Annotated in this window: 16 protein-coding genes; 11 read left to right on the top strand and 5 right to left on the bottom strand. The window is 57.5% G+C overall.

Annotated elements, in window-relative coordinates; translation table 11 throughout:
- The first annotated feature begins 1 nt into the window (after position 1).
- The 3 genes from G5332_RS12780 (at position 2) to G5332_RS12790 (ending at position 3,140) form a co-directional block, all read left to right on the top strand.
- Positions 2-589, top strand: coding sequence for a peptidylprolyl isomerase (locus G5332_RS12780; protein ID WP_335830618.1), 588 nt, complete (start codon positions 2-4; stop codon positions 587-589).
- 172 nt (positions 590-761) lie between these two features.
- The gene (locus G5332_RS12785) at positions 762-2,141 is read left to right on the top strand and encodes an AmpG family muropeptide MFS transporter (RefSeq protein WP_216951902.1); all 1,380 of its coding nucleotides are present in this window, start codon (positions 762-764) and stop codon (positions 2,139-2,141) included.
- Between the two features lie 156 nt (positions 2,142-2,297).
- Positions 2,298-3,140 carry an outer membrane protein OmpK gene (locus G5332_RS12790; RefSeq protein WP_216951901.1) on the top strand — a complete coding sequence of 281 codons (843 nt, stop codon included), beginning with the start codon at positions 2,298-2,300 and terminating at the stop codon, positions 3,138-3,140.
- A gap of 97 nt (positions 3,141-3,237) precedes the next feature.
- On the opposite strand, the gene G5332_RS12795 is transcribed toward G5332_RS12790, so the two are convergent.
- On the bottom strand, positions 3,238-3,720 hold the full coding sequence (locus tag G5332_RS12795; RefSeq protein WP_216951900.1) for a YajQ family cyclic di-GMP-binding protein: 483 nt from the start codon (positions 3,718-3,720) through the stop codon (positions 3,238-3,240).
- A gap of 201 nt (positions 3,721-3,921) precedes the next feature.
- Between G5332_RS12795 and G5332_RS12800 the strand changes: the two genes are divergently transcribed.
- A complete protein-coding gene (locus tag G5332_RS12800; RefSeq protein WP_421311274.1) occupies positions 3,922-4,875 on the top strand; it encodes a ketopantoate reductase family protein in 954 nt (317 codons plus the stop codon).
- Positions 4,876-4,912: 37 nt separating this feature from the next.
- Positions 4,913-5,473, top strand: a complete 561-nt coding sequence (locus G5332_RS12805; protein WP_421311275.1) for a DJ-1 family glyoxalase III — start codon at positions 4,913-4,915, stop codon at positions 5,471-5,473.
- A gap of 111 nt (positions 5,474-5,584) precedes the next feature.
- On the opposite strand, the gene G5332_RS12810 is transcribed toward G5332_RS12805, so the two are convergent.
- Positions 5,585-5,791, bottom strand: coding sequence for a hypothetical protein (locus tag G5332_RS12810; RefSeq protein ID WP_019445898.1), 207 nt, complete (start codon positions 5,789-5,791; stop codon positions 5,585-5,587).
- Positions 5,792-5,922: 131 nt separating this feature from the next.
- Between G5332_RS12810 and dinB the strand changes: the two genes are divergently transcribed.
- The 6 genes from dinB to rlmM all read left to right on the top strand — a co-directional run bounded on the left by dinB (position 5,923) and on the right by rlmM (position 12,538).
- A complete protein-coding gene (gene dinB / locus G5332_RS12815; protein ID WP_421249732.1) occupies positions 5,923-6,978 on the top strand; it encodes a DNA polymerase IV in 1,056 nt (351 codons plus the stop codon).
- Positions 6,979-7,044: 66 nt separating this feature from the next.
- Positions 7,045-9,186, top strand: a complete 2,142-nt coding sequence (locus tag G5332_RS12820; RefSeq protein ID WP_421249722.1) for a methyl-accepting chemotaxis protein — start codon at positions 7,045-7,047, stop codon at positions 9,184-9,186.
- 284 nt (positions 9,187-9,470) lie between these two features.
- Positions 9,471-10,391, top strand: coding sequence for a transcriptional regulator GcvA (locus G5332_RS12825; protein ID WP_185227590.1), 921 nt, complete (start codon positions 9,471-9,473; stop codon positions 10,389-10,391).
- Entirely contained in the window at positions 10,384-11,013 is a 630-nt protein-coding gene (locus G5332_RS12830) for an alpha/beta family hydrolase (protein ID WP_216951897.1), read from the top strand. The genes G5332_RS12825 and G5332_RS12830 overlap by 8 nt, the downstream gene beginning before the upstream one ends.
- 51 nt (positions 11,014-11,064) lie before the next feature.
- Positions 11,065-11,451 carry a DUF423 domain-containing protein gene (locus G5332_RS12835; RefSeq protein ID WP_421172785.1) on the top strand — a complete coding sequence of 129 codons (387 nt, stop codon included), beginning with the start codon at positions 11,065-11,067 and terminating at the stop codon, positions 11,449-11,451.
- Complete coding sequence (gene rlmM / locus G5332_RS12840) at positions 11,444-12,538, top strand: 23S rRNA (cytidine(2498)-2'-O)-methyltransferase RlmM (RefSeq protein ID WP_005338617.1); 1,095 nt, start codon at positions 11,444-11,446, stop codon at positions 12,536-12,538. The genes G5332_RS12835 and rlmM overlap by 8 nt, the downstream gene beginning before the upstream one ends.
- Positions 12,539-12,620: 82 nt before the next feature.
- Here the strand turns inward: rlmM and G5332_RS12845 are convergent, their stop codons facing one another.
- The 3 genes from G5332_RS12845 to xni form a co-directional block, all read right to left on the bottom strand.
- On the bottom strand, positions 12,621-13,079 hold the full coding sequence (locus G5332_RS12845; protein ID WP_139410971.1) for a hypothetical protein: 459 nt from the start codon (positions 13,077-13,079) through the stop codon (positions 12,621-12,623).
- Between the two features lie 117 nt (positions 13,080-13,196).
- On the bottom strand, positions 13,197-14,204 hold the full coding sequence (locus G5332_RS12850) for an isocitrate dehydrogenase (RefSeq protein ID WP_005349723.1): 1,008 nt from the start codon (positions 14,202-14,204) through the stop codon (positions 13,197-13,199).
- 159 nt (positions 14,205-14,363) lie between these two features.
- Entirely contained in the window at positions 14,364-15,164 is an 801-nt protein-coding gene (xni, locus tag G5332_RS12855; protein WP_421172786.1) for a flap endonuclease Xni, read from the bottom strand.
- Positions 15,165-15,282: the final 118 nt, after the last annotated feature.

The raw sequence follows: 15,282 nt of genomic DNA on the forward strand, positions 1-15,282 counted from the left end.
GATGAAAAAACTCTGGTTGCTGGCCATGCTGATCGCCCCGCTGGCGTTCGCAGGCCCGAAAGTCAGAATGGAGACCAACCACGGCAATATCGTGGTGGAGCTGGCTCCTAAGCAGGCGCCCCAGACGGTGAAGAACTTCCTGCGCTACGTGGCTGATGGCAGCTATGACGGCAGTATCTTCCACCGGGTGATCCAGGATTTCGTGGTGCAGGGTGGGGGTTACAACCAGCAGTTCCAGCAGCTGCCGACTTATGAGCCGGTGGTCAACGAGTCGCGTGGCGGTCTGCCCAACAAGCGTGGCTCCATCGCCATGGCTCGCACCCAGGCGGTCGACAGCGCTACTCGCCAGTTCTACTTCAATCTGGTCGACAACAATAACCTCAACGCCGGTGGCGCCGCGGGTTATACCGTGTTCGGTCAGGTGGTGCAGGGGATGGAGGTGCTGGACAAGTTGGCCCAGGTACAGACCGGTTACAGCCCCATTTTGCGTGCCAATGATGTGCCGACCAGTCCCATCATTCTGAAGAAGGTGTTCTTGCTGGCAGAAACTCCGGCAGACAAGAAAGTCGACAAGAAAGCGGGCAAGTAACTCTCGCCGGACGCGGTTCGTCACCTCGCCTCGTCAGATCACAATACAAGGCTCATCCCGTTCGGGATGGGCCTTTTCTCTATCCGGGCTTCTTTTGCCTATCTCTTTGCTTGCCTTGGCTATCTGCCATCAACCTGCCAAAATGACGCACTTTTCCAAAGTCGTCAGGTAGTTGAATATGATCCGCACACCGAGTTGGCGGGAATCGCTCGCTGTTTATCTCGAAGCCCGAGTACTCATTCTCTTTGCCATGGGCTTTTCATCGGGTCTGCCGCTGTTGCTGGTATTTGGCACCCTCTCATTCTGGTTGCGCGAGGCCGATGTCAGCCTGACCGATATCGGTTACATGAGCTGGGTGGCGCTGGCCTACGGCTTTAAATGGTTGTGGTCGCCGCTGGTGGATCGTATGCCATTGCCACTGCTCTCTACCCTGTTGGGGCGTCGTCGTAGCTGGATGTTCTTCTCCCAGCTATTGATCGCGGCTGCGTTGGTAGGGATGGCGTTTTGTGATCCCAAGAGCGGGTTGACTCATTTGGCCTTGTTCGCCCTGCTGGTGGCCTTTGCCTCGGCGACTCAGGATATCGTGATCGACGCCTATCGCATCGAATCCGCGCCCGAGCGACTGCAGGCTGCGATGGCGGCCTCCTACATGACTGGCTACCGGTTGGCGATGATCATCGCCGGTGCCGGCGCATTGGCGCTGGCAGCCTGGTTTGGCAGCAACAGCGGCTATGACTATCGTGGCTGGCAGATCACCTATCTGGTGATGGCCGGTCTGATGTCACTCGGGGTGATTACCACGCTGTTCTGCCATGAACCTGATATCGATCTGGCCGGTCAGGGCAGACAACAGGCAGAGCGCAAGGCACTGCTGCAGGAAAAGGGGTGGCCCGCCCCCTTGGCAAGTGCCGGAGCCTGGGGTTATGAGGCGGTCTGGAGTCCGTTTGCCGACTTCTTTCGCCGTTATGGTCGCTCGGCGCTGCTTATCCTGTTGCTTATCGCCTGTTACCGGATTGCGGATGTGGTGATGGGGGTGATGTCCAACAGCTTCTATGTGGATATGCAGTTCAGCAAGACCGAAGTCGCCACTATCACCAAGGTGTTTGGCGTTATCATGACGCTGGTGGGGGCGGCACTGGGGGGCGTGCTGGTGATGCGCTTTGGCACGCTGCGGATCCTGTTTCTCGGGGCGCTGCTCACCGCCAGCACCAATCTGCTGTTTGCCCTGCTCCATCAGGTTGGTCACAACCTGGAGCTGCTGACCCTGATCATTTCGCTCGATAACCTCAGCGCCGGCATCGCCACCGCAGCTTTTGTGACCTATCTCTCCAGCCTGACCAATGTGGCGTTTTCAGCGACGCAATACGCCCTGTTCAGCTCGGTGATGTTGCTGCTGCCCAAGTTGTTGGCCGGTTTTTCCGGGCAGGTGGTGGAGCAGATTGGCTACAGCGCCTTCTTTGTCGGCACCAGTTTGTTGGGCTTGCCCGTGTTGTTGTTGATTGTGCTGGTCGCCCGTAAAGGGGGTGAGTTGTTCTCAGTTGCTGACAAATAGCAAGCGTTTGCGTAGAATCGGGGGTGATTAGATTCACACTTCCGGATAAAGTTCCCGAGAAGTTGTTTCACCCCCAATTTTATTTGATTAGAATTCCTCTCGCTCCTTGTGGGCAGGCTACGGAAAACCTCAACTAACGCACAAGAGACCAATAAAATGGCCAAATTTACCAAGACTCTGATCGCTACCGGTCTGCTGGCTGCTGCCGCAACTCCAGCCTTTGCTGCTGACTACAGCGGTGATATCCACAAGAATGACTACAAGTGGATGCAGTTCAACGTCATGCACACCATCGACCAGCGCCCTTTCACTACCGGTGAAGAGGACTACAACGATACCTATTTTGAGATGGAGTTCGGTGGTCGCTCCGGCCTGTTTGACCTGTACGGTTACGTCGACGTATTCGATATTTTCGACTCCCGTCACAGCAATAAACACCATGGTCAGAACCTGTTCATGAAGTTTGCACCGCGTATGTCTCTGGATGCGCTGACAGGTAAAGATCTCTCCTTTGGTCCTGTGCAAGAGCTTTACATTGCCAACCTGAACAACGTTGGTGACAAGCAGATGGAAAACCAGCTGGGTCTGGGTGCCGATGTGATGGTTCCCTGGTTTGGCAAGGTTGGCATGAACCTGTATGCACGTCACGCCACCGAGAACCAGTTCTTCACCGAAGAAGAAGGTGAGTGGAACGGTTATCAGTTCTCCATGAACTGGTTCAAGCCTTTCTATACCTTCGGCAATGGCAGCTTTGTCTCCTACCAGGGTTATCTGGATTATCAATTCGGCCTGGATACCCATGACCGTGCTGACCGTACCAGCGACAACCTGGCCACCTTCCACGGTATCTACTGGCACTCCGATCGCTACGCGGTTGGTTATGGCCTGAAGTATTTCATGGATGCCTACGGTACCAAAGATGGCTCCAAAGCCTACGACGGTACCCCGTGGAAGAGCACCGGCTTCAGCCACTACTTCTCTGTTACCTACAAGTTCTAATAAAACTTGGGGAACAAAAAACCGGAGCATTGGCTCCGGTTTTTTTATGCTCGGACGATTAAAGAAGAGGAGAAGGGAGAGCCCTTCTCTCCCATCATCAGTCGCGGAAATTCTGAAACTGCATCGGTTGGCCCAGGTCGGCGCCACGGACCAGTGCCATGGTCTCTTGCAGATCGTCACGCTTCTTGCCGGTGACACGTACTTCATCACCCTGGATGGCGACCTGTACCTTGATCTTGGAGTCCTTGATCAGCTTGACCAGCTTCTTGGCGATCTCTTTCTCGATCCCCTGTTTGAACTTGACGGTCAGGTGGAAGCGTTTGCCGGAGTGAACGGAGTCACCCACTTCCATGGAGCTGTTTTCGATGTTGCGCTTGAGCAGGGCACCGCGCAGGATTTCGACCATCTGCTTGAGCTGGAAATCGGCATCGGCTTCCAGCTTTACCTCTTCTTTGTTCAACTCGAAGCTGGCTTCTACCCCACGAAAATCGAAACGGGTGGCCAGTTCACGATTGGCGTTGTCGACTGCGTTCAACACCTCGTTCATTTTGACTTCAGAGACAATATCGAATGACGGCATAGCCGAAGCTCCTCATGTTGCGTTATCGGGGGCCAAATCTACCAGAAATACGGCAAATTTGCTGATTTTGATGGGAGTGCTCTGCTAGAATCCCCTGCGCACAGGAAGGTTGGACCCGTTAGTGTCCGTTCGCGCTATTTTTCATTTATTCCCGGTAACAGGTTGAGAGGATTGCAACCCTTACCCTGACAGAGTCACATCATGCCAAGCGGATTAAAAAATTCCCGACAACCCGTTATGCCACCTGTAGCGCCCAAGTGGACACTGCTCGGGTGCGGAGCTCTCGGCGGCGTTTTTGCCTCCCTGCTGACCCAGAGCGGTCAATCCACCCGAGTCTTGTTGCGTGAGCATCATCAATCTACCCTGCACCCCGGATTTGACTTTACTTCGTTGGAGGGGCAGGTACAGCTGCTCAATATCGAACGTGCATTTGCCGGCCAGCCGGGAAAAATCCAGCGTCTGTTGGTGATGACCAAGGCCAGTCAGGTGGTTGGCGCCCTGGCTCCACTGGTTGGCCATCTGGATGCTGGCGTGCCGATCGTACTGCTGCACAACGGGATGGGGATTGCCGAGAAGGTGGTCCAGATGTTTCCGCATAACCCGGTGATTGCAGGGGTGACCAGCCATGGTGCCATGAAAGCGGGCCATTTCGTGTTCCGTCATACCGGCAAGGGGGAAACCTGGTTGGGGCCATTTAACGAGGCAGCCAAGGCTCATGCATCACTGGCAGATGAGTTGGCGCAGGCATTGGGTCAGGCGGGTTGGGATGAGCAGATAGTGGCACGCCAGTGGCAAAAGCTGGCCATCAACTGTGCCATCAATCCCCTGACGGCCCTCTACAAGCTGAAAAACGGCGAGCTGGCTGGCCCCCGTTTTGCCGATGCCCTGCAGCAGATCTGTGTGGAGGTGGCGGATGTGATGTGTGCTGAAGGAGTTGCAACCACGGCCGAAGAGTTGCAGCGCCGGGTGATGACAGTGGTGGAATTGACCGCTGACAATTACTCCTCCATGTATCAGGATATGGAGCTGGGACGCGAGACCGAGATCGAGGCCATCACCGGCTTCTTGTTGGTCAAGGCTGCCCGGCATGGCATTGCCGTGCCGGTCAATCAGGGTCTCTATCAGGCGATCAAAGAGAAGAGTCAGGCCGCCTGATCCGTTACATGACAGAGCAAGCAGCAAGGAGGCGAACGTGAGTGTACTGGTGCTGGTGGCCCCCGGGTCGGAAGAGATAGAGACGGTCGCCATTGTCGATACCCTGGTGCGTGCCAGCATCGAGGTGGTGCTTGCCTCTTGTTGCCCGCATGGTGAGCGTCAGATCAAGGCATCTCGTGGGGTGCAGCTGGTGGCAGATTGTCATATCGACGAGCTGAACCGTCGGGACTTTGAAGCCATTGTGGTGCCTGGGGGTCTGCCCGGCAGCGAAGTGATCCGTGATACCCCGCTGGTCATCGAACTGCTCAAAGAGCAGGCTGCTCTTGGTCGCTGGCGCGCTGCCATCTGCGCCGCCCCCGTGGTGGTGCTGCAACATCACGGCCTGCTGGATGGTGCCATCGTCACCTGTCATCCCGGCTTTCAGTCCCGACTGCCGACATCGCAGCTGTCACGTGAGCGGGTAGTCAGGGATGAGGCTCATCGCCTTATCACCAGCCAGGGGCCGGGCAGTGCCATCGAGTTTGCCCTTGAACTGGTTCGGGTGCTGCGCGGGGATGACGTGGCTACCGCCGTGGCTGGCCCTATGGTGCTGCCTTGAGCGCACTCTGCTGCAGAATCAAGCTGGCCATGCTTTGAAAAACGGGCCCCGGTCATCTTGATCGGGGCCCGCTTGTTATCTGCCGTTGTCGGTCACGCCATCTTGTCCGGCTCAGTAGTCGTACTGTTTGCACTTCTTCTTGCGAAACTCTTCACGCCAGCGTGACAACTCTTGCTCTGTGCCGAGTGTGTCCCCTTTCTTGATGGCCTGTTCCAGTATCTCAATCCGGTCGTACAGCCAGCGGCACTCTGCCGTCGGGTTGTTCTTGCCGATGCCGGTCAGCGGCAGCAAACAGAGTCCCAACCAAAGATATTTCATCCCGAACGCTCCTTGTCATTGTGGTAGTAAAGGTCTCCTTGGAGTCTACTATTTTAGCCGCAACGAGAGAGATAGAGCTGCGGTTATCCTTGGGGTAAGATGATGCCATGTCTGTTTATTTATACAGTGGTATGCGCAAGATCATCCATATCGACATGGACTGCTTTTTTGCCGCGGTGGAGATGCGGGACAATCCGGCGTTGCGGGAGGTGCCGCTCGCCATCGGTGGGGCCTCCGAGCGGCGCGGCGTCATCTCGACCTGCAACTATGTGGCGCGCCGGTTCGGGGTGCGCTCCGCCATGCCGAGCGCGCTGGCGAAAAAACTCTGCCCACCGCTGGTACTGATCCCTGGGCGAATGGCGGTGTACAAGGATATCTCCCGTCAGCTCAGGGCCATTTTCCTCCGCTATACCGATCAGGTTGAACCGCTGTCGCTGGATGAGGCTTACCTCGACGTGACCCACAGTCCTTGCTGTGGCGGCAGCGCCACCCTGATGGCGCAAGAGATCCGGCAAGCCATCGTCACCGAACTGGGATTGACCGCTTCGGCCGGAGTGGCCCCCAACAAGTTTCTCGCCAAGCTCGCCTCGGAGCAGCGCAAACCCGATGGTCTGTTTGTCATTCGTCCCGACGAAGTGGCCGAATTTGTCTGCCAGTTGCCCCTCGGCAAACTGCCTGGGGTGGGGCGCAAGACCGCCGAGCGGCTGGAGGCTCAGGGGCTCTACACCTGTGAGGATGCGCGGGCCTTGTCGGCACAAGAGCTGTGCAGCCGTTTTGGCAAGCTGGGGGAGATGCTGACGACCCGGATCTGGGGGCTGGATGAACAGCCGGTGCAGGCGCACCGGATCCGCAAAACCATCGGTGTGGAGACCACCCTGGCGAGCGATGTTTGTGACGAAGCCGCCTGCCTGACGGTATTGCAACAACTGTTGCCGGAGCTTGAGCGGCGATTTCAGCTGGCGTGCCCTGCCGAGCAGGTGATGGGGCAGGGGATTAAACTCAAGTTTGCCGACTTCCACCAGACCACCGTCTATCGCAGTCAGGGTGGCTATCAGCCAGCCTTGTTCGTTCCCCTGCTCAAAGAGGGGCTACAGCGGGCGCAAGGGCGTTCGGTTCGCCTGCTGGGCTTGGTAGTGGGTTTGCCACAAGAGGGTGAAGTTAATCAACTCTCGCTGGATTTGCTGTGAGAGAGTTAAGTTTTTGTTTATAAAGTCGATAATCTATCCATATCTGTATGACGTAGGAATATTGGCATGAGCGCTCTTTCTGTCCAGGGTCGGATTACCCTGATCGCCGGTTGCTGTCTGTTGGTGACAGCCGCCGCTCTGGTTGCCTCTTCGATTTACAACGCGAACAAGATGCAACAGCAGGTGCGGCAAGCCACCATGCACGAGGCGCAGCAGTCTGCCGAAAACTGGATGAAGGCGATGGGCTCGGAGCAGGCGGCCAAGGTGACCAGCTATCTCGATGAGGCCTATTTCCGCGCCAGTTTGCTGGCGGAGAGCGTGTTGTTCCAGCGCAAGAATGCGGCCGAGAACTTTGTCCATTCGGAGGCGCTGCGCAGCGCCGTCAATCAGCAACTGCACGATGCCGTTGCCTCATCGACCAATCTGCTTGGTGTCTATGCGGTGTTCGAGCCTGATCAGCTGGATGGGGAAGACAGCAACTATCAGGGCTCAACGGCGCTGGGTTCCAACGACAAGGGGCGTTTTTCCAGTTACTGGGCCTATGACAACGGCAAGATAGAGCCGGAAGTGCAGAATGAAGATGTACTGGCCGATGAGAGCCCGACCGAGGCTGGTGGCATCGAAAACGAGTGGTATCGCTGCAGCATTCGCACCCGTGCCCTCTGCCTGCTGGAGCCCTATCTGGACGATGTGGGTGATAAACAGATATTGATGACCTCGGTGACGGTCCCGCTGCTGGAGCTGGGGACCTTGCTGGGGATGGTCGGGGTCGATATCTCGCTGGCCACTTTGCAGAGTCTGGTCAGCGCCATGGACAAGGAGCTCTATGACGGCAAGGGCAGAATCTTGCTGGTCAGTCACGAGGGGCGCGTGGCGGGAGCCGATGAGTTCGATGTGACCATGGGGCGGGGGTTGGATCAGAAGTATCAGGGGCTGGCCAGCGAGCTGAAAGGCTGGCTCAGTCAGGGTCAGGAGCTGACTCGCTGGAGCAGCGATGGCACCTTGTTGCAGACCTTTGTCCCGGTCTCCATGCGTGGCACTGAACGTAAATGGGGTATCTACATTGAATTGCCGCGCACCGTGGTGCTGGCCTCGGCCCAGCAACTGCAGGATGAACTGGCCAGCGAGGCCAGTCGCAGCGTGGTCTCGCAACTGTTGATCGGCATCTTGATCTCGCTGGTGGCCCTAAGTTTTATCTGGTTGATGGCGCGCCAGATTGTGGCGCCCATCCGCGCCGTGGTTGCCCGCCTCAAGGATATCGCCAGCGGTGAGGGGGATTTGACCCAGCGTATCGAGATCCAGCGGCAAGACGAAATCGGCGAGCTGGCCAAGTGGTTCAACAGCTTCCTCAACAAGTTGCAATCCACCATCAGTCAGGTGATTGATACCGTCTCCGGTACGCGCAACAGTGCCGAGCGAGCCGCGCAAGTGGCTGAGCGCACCAGCAGCGGCATGCAGGCCCAGTATCAGGAGATCGATCTGGTGGCGACGGCATTTGAAGAGCTGAGTGCCACGGCTATGCAGGTGTCGGGCAATGCCAGCGCAGCCGTCACTGCCGCCAACACGACGGATGCCGCGGCGCAAGAAGGCAAGTATGTGGTGGCTGACACCCAGGAGGCGATGCGCAAGCTGATGACCATCATCAATGATGCCCAGCCGGTAGCCGAGCATCTCTCGGCCAACAGCGGCAACATCAATGACATCCTCATCGTAATCCAGGGGATTGCCGAGCAGACCAACCTGTTGGCACTCAATGCGGCCATTGAAGCGGCGCGAGCCGGTGAACAGGGGAGAGGTTTTGCCGTGGTGGCCGATGAGGTGCGCAATCTGGCCGGTCGCACTCAGAATGCCATCGTCGAGATCCAGACCCTGATCAGCCAACTGCAATCCGGTACCGGCGCCGTGGTCAAGGCTATCCGCGATGGTCATGACCAAGCTGACGAGACGCTTGCCAAGGTAGATCTCTCGGTACAGGTGCTGGAGCAGATCATCCAGTCGGTCTCCACCATCCATCAGATGAACGAGCAGATTGCCCGGGCGGCGCAGGAGCAGAGTCGGGTAGCAGACGAGATCAACCGCAATGTCAGCAATATTCGCGATGTGAGCCACACCATTCGGGCCGAGGCGGCGACCTCCGCCGAAAATGGTCGCGAGCTCTCTGCGCTGGCGGACAAACAGCAGCAGCTGGTGGGGCAGTTCAAGGTATAGAAGGGATGAAAAAAGGCGCCATCCAGCTGGAGGCGCCAAACACATTCAGATGACAGACTGGGTCAAACCGGTGAGATTTGAGCCCCTCTTCCCGCAGAGGAAGAAACACAACACCACAATCACAGTCGAAAGACTCACTAAAAACACATGTAAACCAACACGTAGTAGAAAATGTGAGCCATATGACGACTGATTGCTGGGCGAATTATGTTTATTCACTGGTCGACCCGCAACCGACAAATTATAATGCGCCCCATTAGAAAAACTCATCGTCGGCTGGTGTCATGTCTCGTCGTTTACCCCCGCTCAATGCCCTCAAGGCGTTTGAAGCTGCGGCTCGTCACTTAAGCTTTACCCGCGCAGCAGAAGAGTTGTTTGTGACTCAGGCTGCCATCAGTCACCAGATCAAGGCGCTGGAGGAGTATCTTGGCATCAAGCTGTTCCGCCGCAAAAACCGCTCCTTGTTGCTGACCGAAGAGGGACAGGGCTATTTCCTGGATATCAAGGACATCTTTGCCTCCATCTCAGAGGCGACCGACAAGCTGCTGGCCCGCAGTGCCAAGGGGGCGTTGACTGTCAGTTTGCAGCCGAGTTTCGCCATCCAGTGGCTGGTGCCGCGGCTGGTCAAGTTCAGCGAGCGCCACCCCGATATCGACGTGCGGATCAAGGCGGTCGATCTCGATGAAGGGTCGCTCACCGATGATGTGGATGTGGCCATCTACTACGGGCGCGGCAACTGGCCTGGTCTGCGTAGTGACAAGCTGCATACCGAATACCTGATCCCCGTCTGTTCCCCCTTGCTGCTGACGGGATCCAAGCCACTGCGTACACCGCAAGATTTGACTCTTCATACCCTGCTGCACGATACCTCCCGCCGCGACTGGAAGGCCTGGTTCCGCCAGCTCGATATCGATGCCCCCAACGTCAATCAGGGGCCCATCTTCAGCCACTCCACCATGGTGATCCAGGCGGCGATCCACGGCCAGGGGGTGGCGCTTGGCCACAGCGTGCTGGCACAACCCGAGATTGAGGCCGGCCGCCTTATCTGCCCGTTCGAGCAGGTGCTGGTGAGCAAAAATGCTTTCTATCTGGTGTGCCAGGAGCAACAGTCGGATCAGGGCAAGATCGTTGCCTTCCGCGACTGGATGCTGGAGCTGGTGGAGCAGGAAGAGGCGCGTCGCAGGGCAAGGCTCGCCGATGCCTGATGTGATCCGCGAGGGGGCAATTGATGCCCCCGTTCGCATTTTGCTGGCCCACGGGGCAGGTGCAGGGATGGATCACCCCTTTCTTGCCGAGTTGTCACGCCTGCTGGCCGGGCCGGATATCGAAGTGGTGCGCTTCAACTTTGCCTACATGACCAGGCGAGCACAGGATGGCAAGCGCCGCCCGCCTGACAGGGCGCCTGTGCTGCTCGCCCATTGGCGCGACATGATCCGCGAGTTTGCCCATCCACGGCTGTTTCTGGCGGGCAAGTCGATGGGTGGGCGGATGGCGGCGGAACTGTATCGTGAAGGCGAGGGTGAGATGAATGCTGCAGGATTGCTCATTCTCGGGTATCCTTTCCACCCTCCGGCCAAGCCCGACAGTTGGCGAGGCGAGGTACTCAAGCACATTGCAGTGCCAACCCTGCTGTTGCAGGGGGAGCGCGACACCTTCGGTAGTCGCGCCGAACTGGCCGATTTCCCCTTCTCACCCGCCGTATCGGTCCATTGGTTGACCGATGGTGATCATGGTTTCAAACCGCGTAAAGCCAGTGGTGTGAGTGAGCAGGAGAATATGCAGCATGCGGCGGCGGCCATCAGCCATTTTGTGGCCCGGCACGGATAGCACGATAGGGTTGGTTTGATTGCCAGCCTCGATGAGAGAGGGAGAGTGAGGATGCAGATCCATCGACATTGGCTGATACTGGCTGGTTTCTTCGGGTTGACGGCCACCATGCTGGGGGCTTATGGCGCCCATGGATTGGCGGCGACCGGCATTACGCCCGAGCGTCTGGCGGCGTTCAATACCGCCGTGCAATATCAGTTTTTTCACGCATTGGCCCTGCTGGTTCTGGGCTGGTGTGGTGTGCGCAGCAGGGTGATCCACCTGGCTGGCACCGCCTTTGTGCTGGGGATCATCGGATTCTCCGGCAGTATTTACGCCATGGTGCTGCTTGGCAGCAAGGGGCTGGGGTTGATTACCCCGGCCGGTGGCCTCTGTTTTATGTTGGGATGGACGGCCCTGATCTGGGCTGGCTGTCGTCTTGGAGGAAAAAATGAATAATCTGCTGCTTTATTGCCGCCCCGGTTTTGAGAAAGAGGCGGCTGCAGAGATCACCGAGCGTGCCGGTAACATGCAGTGCTACGGTTTCGCCCGGGTCAAGGACGACAGCGGTTATGTGATCTTCGAACTGTATGACGAGGAGCAGGCGGACCTGCTGGCTCGCAAGCTGCCGTTCCGGGAGCTCATCTTCATCCGCCAGATGCTGGTGGTCACCCATGAGTTGAAGGATCTGGATGTCGCGGACAGGATCTCCCCGATCCTTGAGGCGGTGAGTGACTACACCATTTGCGGTGATCTGCGGGTCGAAACCGCGGATACCAACGAAGCGAAAGAGCTGTCGGCCTTCTGCCGCAAGTTCACCGTGCCGCTGCGTCAGGCGCTGCGCAGCAACGAGATCCTGACCAAGAAGGAGACGCCGAACCGTCCGGTGTTCCACGCCTTCTTCATGGCCAATGATCACGTGTTGCTGGGTTACTCCTATTCGTTCAACAACTCCGGATTCCACATGGGGATCCCGCGCCTGCGCTTCCCGGCCGATGCACCGAGCCGCTCCAGCCTCAAGCTGGAGGAGGCGTTTTACGTGTTCGTGCCGCGGGAAGAGTGGGATGTGCGTCTCTGCTCAGGCATGAAGGCGGTGGATCTGGGTGCCTGTCCGGGTGGCTGGACCTATCAGCTGGTGCGTCGTGGCATGATGGTGACGGCGGTCGACAACGGCATGATGGCCCAATCCCTGATGGATACCGGTCAGGTCAAGCATATCCGGGATGACGGTTTCGTCTGGCGTCCGAGCAAGAAGAACACCTACTGGCTGGTGTGCGACATGGTCGATAAACCGGCGCGGGTCGTTCACATGATTGCAGACTGGTTCCGTGAGGGCGACTGCCAGGAGGCGATGTTCAACCTCAAGCTGCCGATGAAGAAGCGTTATGCTGAATCGGTACACAATATCGAGGTGTTGCGCGAAATGCTCAAGGAGATCGACAACGCGTTCGTGATCCAGGCCAAGCAGCTCTATCACGATCGAGAAGAGATCACCGTGCATGTTTACAACAAGTACTGGGTCTCCAAACTCGAGCCCAAGGCGTGATGTAGCAGTTCTGCCTGTACGATAAATACCAAGGCCGACAGGGAAAGCTGTCGGCCTTTTGCTATTCGGCTGCCGGAAAATATCAGAAACGGTAATCGAGGCGCAGGGAGGATTCGTCGTCGGTCACCTTGATCTCTATCTGCAGCGGGATGGTTTTGTCTACCGGATTGAACTGCATCTTTATCCCGTCTCCTCTCAGCCTGAGGGCGGTGTTCATTCCGCCAGCCTTGAACTTGACCTTGGGTCTGAAGCGTTCGACCGACAGACTGACGCTCTTTTCCGGGGTCAGATTAAGCTGCGGGTAGGAGGTGATCTTTTGATTACCAAAGTTGTCGGTGGAGACTTCAATACCAAACGACAGGGGTTTGGGTGCCTTGAGCAGGTCGTTGGTATTCAGGCTCGAGCGCCATACCTCGGTGGCAGTCCGTTTTTCCTGCTGCGGCAGTTTGGCGGTTTGGGTCTGTTGATCCTGCTCGAAAGCACTGGCAGTACCACAAATCAGCATCAGACCCGAAACCAGATAGCACCCGTATCCCTTCATGAAAAACACTCCCTGTTCTTCTTCTCTATTGAACATAGTTGCTGTTTGGGGAGTGGCAAAGGATTCGGAAATATAAAAAAGGGAGCCGAAGCTCCCTTTTAAAATCAATGAATTAACTCACAGACGATCGATGATGGCCTGGGTGAATTCGCTGGTGGAAGCCGTGCCACCCAGATCGCGGGTGACCCGATCACCGGATTCGATGGTGGCTCGTACTGCTTCGCGTATCCGCTCTGCTTTATCCTGCATGCCGAGGTACTCCAGCATCTGGATGGAGGCGAGGATCACCGAGGTCGGGTTGGCGATATTCTTGCCAGCTATGTCAGGCGCAGAGCCGTGGACCGCTTCGAAGATGGCCGCGCCATCGCCGATGTTGGCGCCAGGCGCCATGCCAAGGCCGCCGACCAGACCGGCGCACAGGTCCGAGAGGATATCGCCGAACAGGTTGGTGGTGACCATGACATCGAAACGCTCCGGGTACATCACCAGATTCATGCAGGCGGCATCGACGATCATCTCTTCGCTCTGGATATCCGGGTAGTGGCTGGCGATTTCACGTGCCACTTCGAGGAACAGGCCGGAGGTCGACTTGAGGATGTTCGCCTTGTGGATGATGGTGACCTTCTTGCGCCCTTCCTGACGGGCCAGCTCGAAGGCGAACTTGACGATGCGCTCGGCCCCTTCGCGGGTGATGATGCTCATCGCCTCGGCACTCTTGTTGTCATCACTGCGCTTCTGACCTGCACCCGAGTACATCCCTTCGGTGTTTTCACGCACCGTGATGATATCGATGTTGTCGTAACGGCTTCTGGTGCCCTTGAAGGAGATGACCGGACGCACGTTGGCGTAGAGGTTGAACTTCTTGCGCAGGGAGACGTTGATGGAGGTAAAACCGCCGCCGACCGGTGTGGTCAATGGCCCTTTCAGGCTCACCTTGTTCTTCTCAATCAGATCCAGGGTCGCCTGGGGCAGCAGCTCGCCATGCTTTTCGAGGGCAACCAGACCCGCATCAGCGTATTCGTACTCAAAGTCACAGCCCGCATGGGTCAGGATCTGGATGGCTGATTCAATGATGCTGGGGCCAATGCCGTCGCCGGGGATCACGGTAATTTTTCTTTTGGACATGAGAGGGTTCCACTTCCAGGGTATAGGGGAGGATGGGGCTGCTTTATAGCATTTACTCAGCAAACCAACCACATTCCTTTACATTCTACTCACTTTTATCAACAGCGAGGGTGAGTCTCGTCATGGTTCACGCCCTTGCCTGCATTTTTGTTCGGCACTTCAGTCTGGCTGGGGCGGGTAGCGGATGTCCCGCAGGTTGAATCCCAGCGGAATATCCCGCTGCAAGCGCACCAGCCGCTGGGCCAGCAGGGCCTCATCCTGATGTTGGCGCAGTTTGATCAGTGGCTTGGCGGCGTCCTCTTGCTGGCAGGCTTCGAGCATGGCTGCCAGATTGCCATATTGCTGCAACAGCTGGGTGGCGGTCTTGGGGCCGATCCCCGGAACCCCCTTGATATTGGAACCGCCGATGCCGGTCAGGGCCCAGAAGTCGACCAGCTGATTAGGCGCTACCCCATATTGCTGCTGGACGAAGGCGGCATCCAGCCAGCGTTTGTTGAAGTAGTCGCGCACCCGGATCTGCGGGCAGATCAGTTGGCAGAACCCCTTGTCGGTGGAGATGATGGTCGCCTGATGGCCATGGCTGGCGATGCCGCTGGCGAGGGTGGCGATAAGGTCATCCGCTTCATCGGTCTCGGAGAGCAGAGCGTCGACCCCGCACTCCCAAAAGGCATCCTGCAGGGGCGCCAACCCCTCACGCAGTTCAGGGGGCATGGGGGTTCGCCCCTCCTTGTAGGCCGGATAGACCTCCTTGCGCCAGCTGTGCACCTCGCCATCAAACACGGCAATGACATGGGTTGGCTCGCTATTGGCCAGCAGCTTGCGGCAGGTATTGATGAGGTTGGCGCGGGTTGCAACCAGCGCCTGGGCAGGGGTCAGTGCCTGCTGGGCCTGTACCGCGTGCAGACGGCGAATGAGGTTGAGGGCATCGATGATGAGCAGGTGTGGCCGGATAGTTGACATGGGGCACTCTTGGCGGTCGGGACGCCCCATTGTAACAAACCGCTCGCCTTATGGGGGATTGATGGCGGTCGGGAAGGCATAGCGCCAATAAAGAGGGGCGCCGATGCGCCCCTCTGTC

This window comes from Aeromonas sp. 603757 (assembly GCF_049171255.1).
Taxonomy (GTDB): Bacteria; Pseudomonadota; Gammaproteobacteria; order Enterobacterales; family Aeromonadaceae; genus Aeromonas; species Aeromonas veronii_A.

Bases quoted from the DNA above. Each gene is read 5' to 3' on its own strand.
- G5332_RS12780 (WP_335830618.1), top strand. From the start codon at position 2: ATGAAAAAACTCTGGTTGCTGGCCATGCTGATCGCCCCGCTGGCGTTC.
- G5332_RS12790 (WP_216951901.1), top strand. From the start codon at position 2,298: ATGGCCAAATTTACCAAGACTCTGATCGCTACCGGTCTGCTGGCTGCT.
- G5332_RS12845 (WP_139410971.1), bottom strand. From the start codon at position 13,079: ATGAAGGGATACGGGTGCTATCTGGTTTCGGGTCTGATGCTGATTTGT.
- G5332_RS12850 (WP_005349723.1), bottom strand. From the start codon at position 14,204: ATGTCCAAAAGAAAAATTACCGTGATCCCCGGCGACGGCATTGGCCCC.
- G5332_RS12835 (WP_421172785.1), top strand. From the start codon at position 11,065: ATGCAGATCCATCGACATTGGCTGATACTGGCTGGTTTCTTCGGGTTG.
- rlmM (WP_005338617.1), top strand. From the start codon at position 11,444: ATGAATAATCTGCTGCTTTATTGCCGCCCCGGTTTTGAGAAAGAGGCG.
- G5332_RS12810 (WP_019445898.1), bottom strand. From the start codon at position 5,791: ATGAAATATCTTTGGTTGGGACTCTGTTTGCTGCCGCTGACCGGCATC.
- G5332_RS12795 (WP_216951900.1), bottom strand. From the start codon at position 3,720: ATGCCGTCATTCGATATTGTCTCTGAAGTCAAAATGAACGAGGTGTTG.
- G5332_RS12820 (WP_421249722.1), top strand. From the start codon at position 7,045: ATGAGCGCTCTTTCTGTCCAGGGTCGGATTACCCTGATCGCCGGTTGC.
- G5332_RS12830 (WP_216951897.1), top strand. From the start codon at position 10,384: ATGCCTGATGTGATCCGCGAGGGGGCAATTGATGCCCCCGTTCGCATT.
- dinB (WP_421249732.1), top strand. From the start codon at position 5,923: ATGCGCAAGATCATCCATATCGACATGGACTGCTTTTTTGCCGCGGTG.
- xni (WP_421172786.1), bottom strand. From the start codon at position 15,164: ATGTCAACTATCCGGCCACACCTGCTCATCATCGATGCCCTCAACCTC.
- G5332_RS12800 (WP_421311274.1), top strand. From the start codon at position 3,922: ATGCCAAGCGGATTAAAAAATTCCCGACAACCCGTTATGCCACCTGTA.
- G5332_RS12825 (WP_185227590.1), top strand. From the start codon at position 9,471: ATGTCTCGTCGTTTACCCCCGCTCAATGCCCTCAAGGCGTTTGAAGCT.